Raw genomic sequence first — 13556 nt, 5'->3', positions numbered from 1 at the left:
GAAGAGGCGGGCTCTGCGGCAGATGGTCAGAAAAGTCCGACGATCTGGCCGTCCGCGTCGATGTCGATGCGTTCTGCAGCAGGACTCTTGGACAGACCTGGCATAGTACGCATCTCTCCGCAGATGGCGTAGACGTAACCTGCGCCGGCAGCGAGACGGACTTCCCTGACCGGAAGTGTCCACCCGGTCGGGGCCCCGCGGAGCGCTGGATCGTGGGAGATCGACAGGTGGGTCTTCGCCATCACGACGGGCATTCCGCCGTATCCCAGCCGTTCGAACTCAGCGAGGTTTTTCTCGGCTTCGGGCGCATAGGCGACATGGTCCGCGCCGTAGACCTTGGTGGCCACCGCGGTGAGTTTGTCCTTCAAAGGCATGTCGAGCTCGTAGGAATAGCGGAAATCATGGGGTTCGTCACAGGCAGCGGCGACGGCTTCGGCGAGCGCCACGGCACCGGCACCACCGTCGACGACATGGGTACTGGTGGCAACACGTGCGTTCGATTCCCGGGCGATCTCACGGATCACTTCGTGCTCGCTCTCATGGTCGTCGGGAAAGACATTGATGGCGACGACGGGGGAGATACCGAACCCGGAGAGGATCTGCAGATGCTTTCGCAGGTTGTCTGCGCCCGCGCGGACATCGTCCGGGTTCTCCTCGAGCATGGCTGCAGGCAGCGGCTTACCTGCGGTCACCTTGTACCGTCCGGAGTGGGTCTTCAACGCTCGTACGGTCACTACCAGCACGGCCGCGTCTGGTTGCAGGCCTGATTCACGGCACTTGACGTTGAAGAAACGTTCGGCGCCCATGTCCGATCCGAAACCTGCTTCGGTGATGAGATAGTCACCCATACGGATTCCGACGAGATCGGCGATGATCGAACTGTTTCCGGTGGCGATATTGCCGAAGGGACCTGCGTGGATCAGTACTGGTGTGTGTTCGATCGTCTGCATCAGGTTGGGTTTCACGGCGTCCCGCATGATCACTGTCATGGCGCCGGCCGCTTTGAGGTCTTCGGCGGTGACGGGAGCCCCGTCGAAGGTGTATCCCACCACGATCCGGCCGAGCCTACGGCGCAGGTCCTGCAGGGATGTCGCGAGTGCGAGCGCCACTCCGACCTCTGAAGCCGCTGTGATGTCGAAGCCAGACTGCCGAGGGACCCCGTCGATCCGGGCGCCTAGGCCGAGCACAACATTCCGTAGGGAGCGGTCGTTGATGTCGACGACACGTCGCCAGGAGATGCGCCGGGGGTCGATCCCGAGTTCGTTGCCGTGATGGAGATGATTGTCAAGCATTGCGGACAACATGTTGTGTGCTGCGGTGATGGCGTGGAAGTCGCCGGTGAGGTGCAGGTTGAGCGTCTCCATGGGGACGACCTGGCTGTACCCGGCGCCGGCTGCTCCGCCTTTGATGCCGAAGGTCGGGCCCATGGACGGCTGCCGCAGTGCGAGGGTGGCCTGTTTCCCCAGGTGCTTGAAACCCTGCGCTAGGCCGACCGCAGTGGTGGTCTTGCCTTCTCCGAGTGGTGTCGGGGTGATGGCAGTGACGACGATGTATTTAGCGCGTGGTCGCTCTGACATGGCGCTGAGGGCGGTGTCGGCGATCTTGGCCACGGCATGTCCGTAGGGTTCCAGATGATCGGCGGCGATGCCTGCGTCCAGGGCGATCTGGCCGAGTGGTGCCAGAACGGTCCGTCGGGCGATCTCCAGGTCTGAAGGCAGTGATGTGCTCACGGGGGCATCGTGACAAGTCCGGCAGGGCGCGCGCAGCTGTTTTGCTTAATTCGCTGGTGAAGGGGCTTGTCCTGCTACGTCGACTTTGCTCTGTTCCGAGGTTCTGGGGCGTTCTGCGGTCAGGATGAGCGTTCCCGGGATGAGACGCCCTCGTAGCGGAGACCATCCGCCCCATGTTGTTTCGTGTCCTTCGGGCCACTCTGGTTCGGATAGCCCGGTGAGGACGAATCCTGCTTGGAGGAGCTCACCGACCCGGTCGGCCAGGGTTCGATGGTGTTCGGCGTAAGTAACTTCTGTGCCGACACGTTCGACATAGGGGGTGCGGTCGAAATAAGAGCGGTGGACGGTCAGACCTGCTGGGCCGGGCGCGTCGGGGAAAGACCAGCGTAGTGGGTGTGTGACGGAGAAGATCCAGCGTCCACCTGGTCGAAGGACACGTGCGACCTCTTGCATCAGTTTTGCGCTGTCCGCGACGAAGGGGACGGCGCCGTAGGCGGAGAACGCGATGTCGAAGGTTTCATCGGCGAAGGGGAGTGCGCAGGCGTCGCACTGTACGTAGACGGGGCGGGGTGAATCGTTGCCGGTGTCGATCTTCCTGGCCTGTGCCAGCATGCCTTGGGAGAGGTCTGTGGCCACGACTCGTCCGCCGGCCGTGGTGACCCATCGGGCACCTTGGGCTGCTCCGCATCCGATCTCGAGGACGTCCTGGCCTCGGACCTCACCGAGCAGGCGTGCGTCGGACTCCCGGAGGCCTTCAGGACCCCATACGAGTTCGCGGTCGCCGAGGAATGCGCCGTGTTCCTGGTAGTAGTCGGTGGCTTCGGCATCCCACCATCTCCTGTTGCCTGTGACGCTCTCCGCCTGGCCTGCAGCTCTGTAGCCTGCGTCATGAGTAGGTGATCCGTGGTCCTGAAGGCTGCCGGTCGTCATGTGTCCAGTTTTGCCCAAGAGGCCTGTGTCGGCGTATCTGCAGAGGAGGGGCGTGCTCCGCTTTGCCCGGATGGGCGCCACCCGATAGGGTGGATCAGCGGATACGCGTGCGCGCGTGTCACTTCATGTGTTTGTCACTCGCTGGTACCAGCCGAACTTCCGGAATAGCGGGGTTCTGTTGGGCACGCGAAGTGGCAGGCACAACGAACATCCCTGTAAGCCGGGGTACGGGTCCGATATCCGTGCCCCTTGACGTCCTGTCCACCAATCGGAGCCCCGACTACATGACTGCCAGCCCGGCCACCAACGAGATCGCGATCAACGACATCGGTTCTGAAGAGGACCTGCTCGCGGCGATCGACGCCACCATCAAGCACTTCAACGACGGAGACATCGTCGAAGGAGTGATCGTCAAGGTCGACCGCGACGAGGTCCTCCTCGACATCGGCTACAAGACAGAGGGCGTCATCCCCTCTCGCGAGCTGTCCATTAAGCACGATGTCGACCCGGGCGAGGTCGTCACCGTCGGTGACGAGGTCGAGGCCCTCGTTCTCCAGAAGGAGGACAAGGAAGGCCGCCTGATCCTCTCCAAGAAGCGCGCTCAGTACGAACGCGCCTGGGGAACGATCGAGAAGATCAAGGAAGAGGACGGCGTCGTCACCGGCACCGTCATCGAGGTCGTCAAGGGTGGACTCATCCTGGACATCGGCCTCCGCGGCTTCCTCCCTGCCTCGCTCGTCGAGATGCGCCGCGTTCGCGACCTCCAGCCGTATGTCGGCAAAGAGATCGAGGCCAAGATCATCGAGCTGGACAAGAACCGCAACAACGTGGTCCTGTCCCGCCGCGCATGGCTGGAGCAGACCCAGTCCGAAGTGCGTACGACCTTCCTCAAGGAGCTCCAGAAGGGCCAGGTCCGCACGGGCCAGGTTTCCTCGATCGTCAACTTCGGTGCCTTCGTGGACCTTGGCGGCGTCGACGGACTGGTTCACGTTTCCGAGCTGTCCTGGAAGCACATCGACCACCCCTCCGAGGTCGTCGAGGTCGGCCAGGAGGTCACCGTCGAGGTCCTCGACGTCGACATGGACCGCGAACGCGTCTCTCTGTCGCTCAAGGCCACCCAGGAAGACCCGTGGCAGCACTTCGCCCGCACCCACGCCATCGGCCAGGTCGTCCCGGGTAAGGTCACCAAGCTCGTCCCGTTCGGTGCCTTCGTCCGCGTCGACGACGGGATCGAAGGTCTGGTCCACATCTCCGAGCTGGCCGAGCGTCACGTGGAGCTGCCGGAGCAGGTCGTCACCGTCGGAACCGACATCTTCGTCAAGGTCATCGACATCGACCTGGAGCGCCGCCGCATCTCGCTCTCGCTCAAGCAGGCCAACGACGCCGCTGTCGCGACGAACGAGTTCGACCCCACGCTGTACGGCATGGCCGCCGAATACGACGAGCAGGGCAACTACAAGTACCCCGAGGGCTTCGACCCCGAGACCAACGAGTGGCTGCCCGGCCACGAAGCGGCTCGCGAGCGCTGGGAGAAGCAGTACGCCGATGCCCACGCCCGTTGGGAAGCGCACCGCGCTCAGGTCGAGGAGGCTCTCAAGGCCGACGCCGACGCAGCGGTCGCAGGAGAGGCTGCTCCGGCTTCCTACTCCTCCGGTGCGGCTGCTAGCGCAGCACCGGCCGAAGGAACGCTCGCCTCTGACGAGGCGCTCGCTGCGCTTCGTGAGAAGCTGACCGGCAACTGAGTGTCGGAGACGACATTCTCCGACATGGTCGTGTGACGAGGACCTAGGTCCGCACACACCTATCGTCAAAAGGGTCTCCCCCGGTAAACGACCGGGGGAGACCCTTTTGCGCCGACGGTCGACCTCCCTCTGATTTCTTCGAACCTCGGGCCAAGTTCTGCATCGAGCCGTCTCCTCGACCGTTACCGTGACCGACAGCGGCCATATTCTCCCGTCCCGAACAAGATCCCTCAGCGCTCCCTCAACCCCGCGAAGACCAGGCTGTCCCTACAGGGCCTGGTTCTCCTGCCTCGATTCAGAAGAGACCCCTGCTCTTCCCCCTACATGATCGGAAGGTGTCATTGTCATGGCAGTACGAGGACCCTGGCATCGAGGGCACTTCGATATACAGGCGCATGCCGGAGCCCAGGGGTACTACGTCGGTAACACCTGGTCGGCCTTCGAAGATGCTGTTCACTGCGGTTCCATGAACATGGAACTCGATGTGCGAGTCACCAAGGACGGGGTTCCGGTCGTCTGGCATGACATGGAGATCACCCCGCGAGAAATCCAGGCGTGGGATCAGCGTCTCTACGGACGCCGGATCGACGAACTGACCTTCGACCAACTTCAACAGGTCGAGGTAGGCGGGGTACTCGATGCACGTTTCCCCAGACAACGCCGTGGTCGATATCTGAGGATGCTGGGCCTGGCAGATCTATTCAACCGACTTTCCCGGCTCTCGCCCGAGATCTGGTTCACGGTCGAGATCAAATTGGAGTCCTTCGATCCCCTCCAGGCGGCACGCCGACGGGCCATCGTGGATGCGGTTCTGGAAGCTGTCGACGCTGCCCGGGTCCGGGAAAGGGTGACCATGCACAGCTTCGACTGGGAGTGTCTGCGCCTCATCACGAACCTGGCTCCGGATCTTCCTCGATCAGCTCTGGTCGCGCACGGTGAGACGTGGCTCCCCGGGAGTATCCACGTCGGGGAGAACACTTACGACCTGAACGGCGGCGATGCCGCGTTGGCGGCGTATCGGCTCGGAGCACACGCCATCGCACCACGGTTACGGGACGAAGACGGGAGGATCGTCGTCGACAGAGCTCTGATCGATCGGGCACATGCCTTGGGACTGGCCGTGGTTCCTTGGACCGTTGATGTACCCGGTGAACAGACAGCCCTGATCAGAGCAGGCGTGGATGGGATCGTCACCAACTACCCGGAGCAGCTGCGCGGAGTCACGATCGAACCACGCTGATACGCAAAGCTCCCATGACCGGCCCGACGGACCTAGAGTGATGTCATGTTGCACGTAGGGCTTACCGGCGGAATCGGTTCGGGGAAATCGACGGTCGCTCGGCGGCTTGCGCAGCATGGCGCGGTGGTCATCGACGCCGATGCTTTGGCACGCGAGGTCGTCTCGCCGGGGACATCTGGCCTAGAACAGGTGCGTCTGCGTTTCGGTGACGATGTCATCGGGCCGCACGGCGAGCTGGACCGTCGTGCTTTGGCCAGTATTGTTTTCGACGACGAGAAAGCTCGGGCCGATCTAGAGTCGATCACCCACCCCCTGGTGGCGGCACGTACCGCTGAGCTGCTCGCCACGACAGGTGAACAGAGCATCGTGGTGCACGACGTTCCTCTGCTGGTGGAGAACCACCTCGGCCCGGACTACCACCTTGTAGTGGTGGTCGAGGCTTCCCCCGAGACCAGGGTGCAGCGGTTGACCGGCCTACGGGGGATGCCTGAGGCCGATGCGTTGGCTCGGATGGCTCACCAAGCAGGAGATGAGCAACGGACAGCTGCCGCAGACGTCGTCCTCGGTAATGACGGCTCTCTCGAACAGTTGGAAGCGGCCGTGGACCAGCTGTGGGCGGAGCGGCTGTCCCCCTACGAAGAAAATTTGTGGCAAGGCCGGCTTCACGTTCAACAGGATCTCCCGGTGACCAGCTCATATAAGGATGAGTGGCCGCAACAGGCCGAACGGGTCATCGAAAGATTGAGTAGGATCCTCGGTGCTCGAGCTCCGGAGCTGGAGCATGTGGGTTCAACATCGGTGCCAGGTATGCCTGGCAAGGATGTCATCGATATCCAAATCGGCGTGACCGATCTGCGGAGCGCAGATGACCCCGAATTCGTCGAAGCATTGGCCCGGGCAGGCTTTCCGAGGGTCGACAAGATCCGGATGGACCACCCGACCGGTGAGCTGTTGGACCCCTCGTTGTGGGTGAAACGCTTCCACGGGTCCTGCGACCCCGGCCGGATCGTACACATTCATGTACGTGAAGCCGACAGCGCGGGATGGCAGTCCGCACTGCTCTTCCGTGATTGGTTGCGCGCGAACCCAGACGCCGCTGACGAGTATGTCGAGGTCAAAAATGCTTTGTCAGCTCAAAGCGACTCTGCACGGGCCTATGCCGATGCCAAGGAGCCATGGTTCGAAGAGATATGGCCACGTATCACCGCCTGGGCACAGAAAACAGGATGGCGTTCGTAGGACACTCTCTGATCCGATGCCTCCCACACACGGGCGAGGCGCTCGTCGAAGTTGGAGACGAAGCTGATCTCAGCCTCCGCTGAGCCAGGTCCGGATGTCCTCTGCCGCATTGCGAACATTGACCACCACTGTCCCCAACGGAACATCCCGGGCGCTGACTGCCAGGAGAAGATGCCCCAACGGTTCTTGGACCAGGCTCACCATCACGGTGTGCGTGGTCTCAGAGGTCAGGTGAACCAAGGTTTTCATCGGCGATGCTTCATCGCCCTGCACGATCTCCGTCTGGGCTGAAGAGACCGCAAACATCGAGCTGTTCAAGGCGGCCAGCCGACCGACATTTTCCGGTGAGATACCGACAGCGCACAAGTTGAGACCGTCAGCAGTGCTGAGAATAGCTGAGGTCATCGTCGGAAGATGTTCACGGAGTTGCTCGAGCCGAGGCAACGCGGTCTTACCAATGATGGTCGACCACAGTTCCCACTGGGTAGCGATCCCTTCATGCATGTGGACTTCATGATGGGCATCATCGTCATTGGCCAGGGACGAACCAAGCTGCGCGTCGTCATCGGCCGTTTCGGTGCTCACGTACTGCTCCTTCATGAGGCGGCGGGCGGTAGACCTGCCGAAGCTGTGGGAAGTTTGAGCGCTGTCAGGATGATTTCGGCAACGTCAGCAGCCACCCGCGGATCTGCGTCGAGGACGGCGATATTTGGACTGTAATCACGGACACGATCGCGGTAGTCATCGAGTGTGGGTGCCTGAGGCGCTCCTGCGCGCCTGGTCACCGCGATGACGAGTCGTCCCCAGACAGAGGCGTCGCCGATACGTTCGATCCACTCGGCAGCTTCTTGGACCCCATCGGTGTGATCTCCGTAGAGCCACAGGACGATGCTGCCGCGACGTGCAACGACCGAGGCCCGCGTCGAAGAGAAGCGTACCTGCCCGGGCGTCCCGATGAGACTCACCCGGATCCCGTCAGGTGTCGTCCATTCCCCGTAATCGATACCGACTGTGGTCGTCTTCTTGTCGTTGAAGCTGTCGGCGCGGACCGCGATCGCCGCGCGCATGACTTCGGTACTGATGACAGGCACTTGCGAAACCGATCGGACGGCAGTCGTTTTCCCCACCCCGAGCGGCCCGATGAATGCCACCTGCTGTTGTGTCGTCGGCCCCAGGACGACAGGCATTCCACTGCTTCCACTTGCACTCACAGTATTCAGCTTGCCATGCTCGTGGGACACCAGATGACGATCTTTTGCATTTGGCCAGGTCACAGGCGTTGCATTCTTGCGCATGAGTGGGTCGGACGTCTGACCATCTACTATTGGACACAGATGGCTGCGACGAGATGTGTACCGCAGCTACTTCGTCGGGCTTCGTCAGAGCAGCCCAAAGCGAGCACATCGACATCGAAAGGGAACTCATGGTCAACCAGGACCAGATGACGGAGATCATCAACGCCATCGAGGCCGACACCAATGGCTTCATGGGTGCTTCGATCGTAGACGCCGAGACCGGGATGCCGCTGGCTGGTAAGTCTCGTCTCGCCGACTTCGATCTCGAAGCCGCCAGCGCCTACAACACCGAAATGGTCAAGGCGAAGCAGAAGACGATTCGCGTCCTCAACATCCAGAGCGAGCTGGAGGACATGCTGCTGACCCTCGGGGACCAGCTGCACCTGATCAAGATGATCACCCCCACTACCTTCCTGTACCTGGCAGCTTCACGTCAGGACACCAACCTGGCGCTGCTCCGTGCTTCGGTGAACCGCCACGTGAATCGCTTGATCAACAAGTGAGTTGATCGGGCACGACGCTCGACCACCCGTCGCCCTCCGGACCTGACCAGGTCCGGAGGGCGACGTCGTTCGGAAGCAGGCTGCTTCCAGAAGGGCGAACTATTTGCTCTCGCGATAGCCTGCAGCCATGCGGCCCATCACCGACCTGCAGCGTCGAGTCGCCCCTTTTCAGGTGGTCTCGGAGTTCTCCCCTTCGGGGGATCAGCCCACAGCAATCGCGGAGCTGTCGGAACGGGTCCGGGCGGGGGAGAAGGACATCGTCCTGCTGGGAGCCACCGGCACCGGGAAATCTGCCACCTCGGCCTGGCTGATCGAACAGATCCAACGGCCGACTCTGGTCCTGGCTCCCAACAAGACCCTGGCGGCCCAGCTGGCGAACGAACTTCGAGAACTTTTTCCACACAATGCTGTGGAATATTTCGTCAGTTACTATGACTATTACCAACCGGAAGCTTATGTTCCCCAGACCGATACATATATTGAGAAGGATTCCTCAATCAATGACGAGGTGGAACGCCTTCGACACAGCGCCACGAACTCCCTGCTGACCCGCAGAGATGTCATCGTCGTAGCCTCGGTCTCTTGTATATACGGGCTGGGGACGCCGCAGGAATATGTAGATCGGATGGTCACCCTAAAAATAGGACAGCAGATCGATCGGGATCAGCTGCTTCGACGATTCGTCGAGAATCAATATGTCCGCAACGACATCTCCTTCACCCGAGGCACTTTCCGGGTCAGGGGAGACACCGTGGAAATCATTCCGGTCTACGAGCAGCTGGCCGTGCGAATCGAACTATTCGGTGACGAGATCGAGCGCCTCTACACATTGCATCCATTGACCGGAGAGGTCATACAGGAAGAAGAGGAGCTCTATGTTTTTCCGGCCACACACTATGTCGCAGGACCTGAGCGCATGGAACGCGCGATTACAGGAATAGAGGGCGAACTAACTTCGCAATTGGCAGATTTCGAGCGGCAGGGTAAGTTGCTCGAAGCTCAGCGACTACGGATGCGCACCACCTACGACATAGAGATGATGCGCCAAATGGGTGCCTGCTCAGGCATTGAGAACTATTCGATGCATATCGACGGTCGACTTCCGGGAAGTGCGCCGAACTGCCTGCTCGACTACTTTCCGGAAGATTTCCTGCTTATCATTGATGAATCCCATGTGACAGTTCCTCAAATCGGGGCGATGTACGAAGGAGACATGTCGCGAAAGCGGACTCTTGTCGATCATGGTTTTCGGCTGCCGAGCGCGATGGACAATCGGCCATTGAAATGGGAGGAATTCCTCGACCGGATCGGCCAGACGATCTATCTGTCGGCAACTCCCGGCCCCTATGAGCTGGCGCAGTCCGACGGTGTCGTCGAACAGATCATCAGGCCGACCGGACTCGTCGACCCGAAGATCGTCGTCAAGCCGACCTCCGGACAGGTTGATGACCTACTCGCCGAGATCCGGGCACGCACAGAACGTGACGAGCGAGTCCTGGTGACGACACTCACCAAGAAGATGGCTGAGGACCTGACCGACTACCTGCTCGAACGTGGCGTTCGCGTGCGTTATCTTCACAGCGAGGTCGACACCCTGCGCAGGGTCGAACTCCTCAGGGAACTACGCCTGGGGGAATTCGATGTACTGGTGGGGATCAATCTGCTGCGCGAGGGTCTCGACCTCCCCGAAGTGGCCCTTGTCAGCATCCTCGATGCTGACAAGGAAGGCTTCCTGAGGTCCGCTCGCAGCCTGATTCAGACCATCGGCCGGGCTGCGCGCAATGTCTCCGGGGAGGTCCACATGTATGCGGATGTGATCACTCCGTCGATGAAGGAGGCCATCGACGAGACCGCTCGCCGCCGCGAGAAGCAAATAAAATACAATGTGGCTCACGGCATCGATCCGCAACCACTGCGTAAACGCATCGCGGACATCACCGATATGCTGCACCGGGAGGATGCAGATACGGCCGAGTTGTTGAATTTGCAACGTTCGAATGGTCGACGAGAGACGCGTTCAACGCGAGCGGAGGTCGACTCGCGTCCAGTGTCGGAGTTGGCAGAGCTCATCGACGAGCTGACCGCGCAGATGCACCAAGCCGCTGCGGACCTACGCTTCGAACTCGCGGCTCGCCTTCGGGATGAGTTGTCCGAGCTGAAGAAGGAGCTGCGTCAGATGCAACAAGCGAGCAGATAAGGCTCCGCGAGCAGGCCCCTGGCTCAAGGAGTGCGCGTCCTTCCACGTGGGGGAGGAGTCTCGCCCGTGGTCTCGGCAATGCCAAACTACGGGTTCTGCTATCAGCTGGAAGGATCCTGGTGTGACTATCCCCATGTGGGTCTGGGTTTCGGTCACGGTGACCACCGTCGCCGTTCTGCTCTTCGACGTCCTCATCGTGGCGCGACGTCCGCGCGTTCCTTCGACCAAGGAATGTGGTGCTTATCTTGCCTGCTATGTGCTCGGGGCGGTGCTCTTCGGCGCCGGCGTCTGGATCTTTGCAGGGCATCGTTATGGAGCTGAATTCTTTGCGGGATGGCTGACGGAATATTCATTATCTGTGGATAATCTGTTCGTCTTCCTAATTATCATGGCGAAGTTCAAGGTTCCGGAAAGATTCCAGCAGACTGCCTTGATGATCGGCATCGTCATCGCCCTGATCTTGCGGGCGATATTCATCGCAGCAGGCGCCGCTGTCATTAATCGCTTCTCCTGGATGTTCTACATCTTCGGAATCTTCCTCATCGTCACCGCATATAAACTTTTCCGCGAGGCCCTCGAGGACGATGCGGAAGAAGAATTCGAAGAGAATGCCTTCCTTCGCTGGGTGGAGCACAGGTTCCCAGCCACCCAATCCTGGGACGCAGCCCCGCATCTTCTTGTCAACATCGACGGTGCGCGAATGATGACCCCGATGCTGATCGTGATCCTGGCCTTGGGTACCACCGACCTGCTTTTCGCTCTGGACTCCATTCCTGCGATCTACGGCCTGACCAGTGAGCCGTTTCTCGTGCTGACGGCGAATATCTTCGCCCTGATGGGACTTCGCCAGCTGTACTTCCTTATCGGTGACCTGCTGAAGCGACTCGAATACTTGGGAATAGGCTTGTCGGTGTTGCTCGGCTTCATCGGAATTAAATTGATCCTGCATGCTCTACATGAGAACACGCTGCCTTTCCTTAATGGTGGCCAAGGGATCCATGCTATTCCCGAGATTCCCATCAGTGTTTCCCTGGGCGCTATCATCCTCATTCTCGGAGTGACCACGGTCGCAAGCCTGATCCGCACCAGGAATACGATCAGCCAACACGATTGAGACTCGCACGAAGCGCCGTCACCGGGAGGACAACGACTCCCCATGGCGGCGCTTTGCTGTTCCCGGATACAGGGGATCATCCCTGATACGGCCGATAGCTTCCTGCGTACAGACGCGCGCCCACGCCAGGTCGGAGCCGAAGCTGGCCAGAACTTCTGGACAGATGCCCAATCGGCGCATGGAACGACTTGAACGCCTTCACTTCCCGCCCGTCGTCCCGCGAGCTGCTCCGTTCGTCGACGCGCCCTAGCGTGCCCTTGACGCTCTTACATCTACCGGCGAGTATCGTCACCATCGTCGGAGCTGACGGCTATTGCGCTCCGGCCTCCCCAGGGTTCCGTCGACCGGCCATTACCTACGGTCGACAAACAAGAGGAGCAGGTATGCCGCGCAATATCTACAGCGAGGACCATGACGCCTTTCGCCAGTCCTGTCGAGAATTTGTCGAACGCACGCTGGCACCTCGAGCAGAGGAAATGATCAAAGAGAAGCGCATCCCCCGCGAGATCTGGACAGAAGCAGGACGACAGGGCTTCTTCGGACTCTGTATCCCTGAAGAGTACGGCGGTGCAGGTATTGACGACTACCGTTTCAACGCCGTCCTCGGAGAAGAGCTAGGTAAATTCACAGCCGCCGTCTCCTCGTGCTTCGGAATTCACTCCGACATCACCGCCCCCTATCTTGTCCACCTGGGGACCGAAGAACAGAAAAGCCGGTGGCTCCCCGGAGTCGCCGCTGGCGAGAAGATCATGTCCATCGGGATGACCGAACCCTCAGGTGGATCCGACCTCGCCGCACTGAAAACCAGCGCTGTCCTGGCTGACGACGGCACAGGGGACTGGATCATCAACGGGTCGAAGACCTTCATCACGAACGGCCATCAATGCGATCTCGCGGTCGTCGCAGCCCGCACCGACCCCACCAAAGGTGCCCGCGGAATCTCCCTCTTCATCCTTGAAACAGGGACCCACGGATACACCAAAGGCAATAAGCTCGACAAGGTCGGGCAACCTGAATCCGATACCGCAGAACTCTTCTTCGACAATGTCCGCGTCTCGGCAGGAAACCTTCTTGGAGAAGCCGGGACCGGCTTCATCGCCATGATGCAACACCTCCCTCAGGAACGCATCGGCAATGCCATCGCCAATATCGCCAATGCCAAGCAGATCCTCATCGAGACGATCCAGTACGCCAAGGACCGCAAAGCCTTCGGACAGTCCATCGGAAGCTTCCAACACAACAAGTTCAAGATCGCCGAGATGGTGACCGCAGTCGAGATCTCCGAAGCCTATATCGACGACTGCGTCATCGCTCACACTGAAGGAAAACTCACCCCTGTCGATGCAGCCAAAGCCAAATGGTGGGCCTCCCAGGTGCAGTGCGAGGTGCTCGACGAATGCGTCCAACTCCATGGCGGATACGGATTCATGAACGAATACCGAGTCGCCCGCGCCTGGAAAGACGCCCGAGTGCACAAGATCTGGGCGGGATCCAACGAAATCATGAAAGAACTCATCGGACGAGACCTGGGCCTGTAGAAAACCCATCCGACCCGAATCACACCCT

11 protein-coding genes are annotated in these 13556 nt (G+C 60.4%); 7 read left to right on the top strand and 4 right to left on the bottom strand.

Going from position 1 to position 13556, the window contains the following annotated elements:
* Positions 1-26: 26 nt before the first annotated feature.
* Complete coding sequence (locus AUCHE_RS03945; RefSeq protein ID WP_006501983.1) at positions 27-1730, bottom strand: formate--tetrahydrofolate ligase; 1704 nt, start codon at positions 1728-1730, stop codon at positions 27-29.
* A gap of 45 nt (positions 1731-1775) precedes the next feature.
* Positions 1776-2660 carry a class I SAM-dependent methyltransferase gene (locus AUCHE_RS03940; protein ID WP_006501982.1) on the bottom strand — a complete coding sequence of 295 codons (885 nt, stop codon included), beginning with the start codon at positions 2658-2660 and terminating at the stop codon, positions 1776-1778.
* A gap of 284 nt (positions 2661-2944) precedes the next feature.
* Here AUCHE_RS03940 and rpsA point away from each other — a divergent pair, with 284 nt between their 5' ends.
* From rpsA to coaE, 3 genes are all read left to right on the top strand, one after another.
* Positions 2945-4402, top strand: coding sequence for a 30S ribosomal protein S1 (gene rpsA / locus AUCHE_RS03935; protein ID WP_006501981.1), 1458 nt, complete (start codon positions 2945-2947; stop codon positions 4400-4402).
* Between the two features lie 346 nt (positions 4403-4748).
* A complete protein-coding gene (locus AUCHE_RS03930; protein ID WP_006501980.1) occupies positions 4749-5642 on the top strand; it encodes a glycerophosphodiester phosphodiesterase family protein in 894 nt (297 codons plus the stop codon).
* Between the two features lie 45 nt (positions 5643-5687).
* Positions 5688-6881, top strand: a complete 1194-nt coding sequence (gene coaE, locus AUCHE_RS03925) for a dephospho-CoA kinase (RefSeq protein ID WP_006501979.1) — start codon at positions 5688-5690, stop codon at positions 6879-6881.
* A gap of 69 nt (positions 6882-6950) precedes the next feature.
* On the opposite strand, the gene AUCHE_RS03920 is transcribed toward coaE, so the two are convergent.
* Both AUCHE_RS03920 and AUCHE_RS03915 read right to left on the bottom strand, forming a co-directional pair.
* On the bottom strand, positions 6951-7466 hold the full coding sequence (locus tag AUCHE_RS03920; protein WP_006501978.1) for a roadblock/LC7 domain-containing protein: 516 nt from the start codon (positions 7464-7466) through the stop codon (positions 6951-6953).
* An 11-nt stretch (positions 7467-7477) separates the two neighbouring features.
* Positions 7478-7972, bottom strand: coding sequence for a hypothetical protein (locus AUCHE_RS03915; RefSeq protein WP_245706801.1), 495 nt, complete (start codon positions 7970-7972; stop codon positions 7478-7480).
* Between the two features lie 332 nt (positions 7973-8304).
* Here AUCHE_RS03915 and AUCHE_RS03910 point away from each other — a divergent pair, with 332 nt between their 5' ends.
* The 4 genes from AUCHE_RS03910 (at position 8305) to AUCHE_RS03895 (ending at position 13528) form a co-directional block, all read left to right on the top strand.
* Positions 8305-8679, top strand: a complete 375-nt coding sequence (locus AUCHE_RS03910) for a roadblock/LC7 domain-containing protein (protein ID WP_040321422.1) — start codon at positions 8305-8307, stop codon at positions 8677-8679.
* 127 nt (positions 8680-8806) lie between these two features.
* On the top strand, positions 8807-10876 hold the full coding sequence (uvrB, locus tag AUCHE_RS03905) for an excinuclease ABC subunit UvrB (RefSeq protein ID WP_006501975.1): 2070 nt from the start codon (positions 8807-8809) through the stop codon (positions 10874-10876).
* 121 nt (positions 10877-10997) lie between these two features.
* A complete protein-coding gene (locus AUCHE_RS03900) occupies positions 10998-11990 on the top strand; it encodes a TerC/Alx family metal homeostasis membrane protein (protein ID WP_006501974.1) in 993 nt (330 codons plus the stop codon).
* 383 nt (positions 11991-12373) lie between these two features.
* Positions 12374-13528: an acyl-CoA dehydrogenase family protein gene (locus tag AUCHE_RS03895; RefSeq protein ID WP_006501973.1), complete on the top strand. Its 1155-nt coding sequence runs from the start codon at positions 12374-12376 to the stop codon at positions 13526-13528.
* Positions 13529-13556: the final 28 nt, after the last annotated feature.

Origin of the sequence: Austwickia chelonae NBRC 105200, assembly GCF_000298175.1 — a bacterium.
GTDB classification, from domain to species: Bacteria; Actinomycetota; Actinomycetes; order Actinomycetales; family Dermatophilaceae; genus Austwickia; species Austwickia chelonae.
This window is presented reverse-complemented; position numbering and strand designations above follow the sequence as displayed.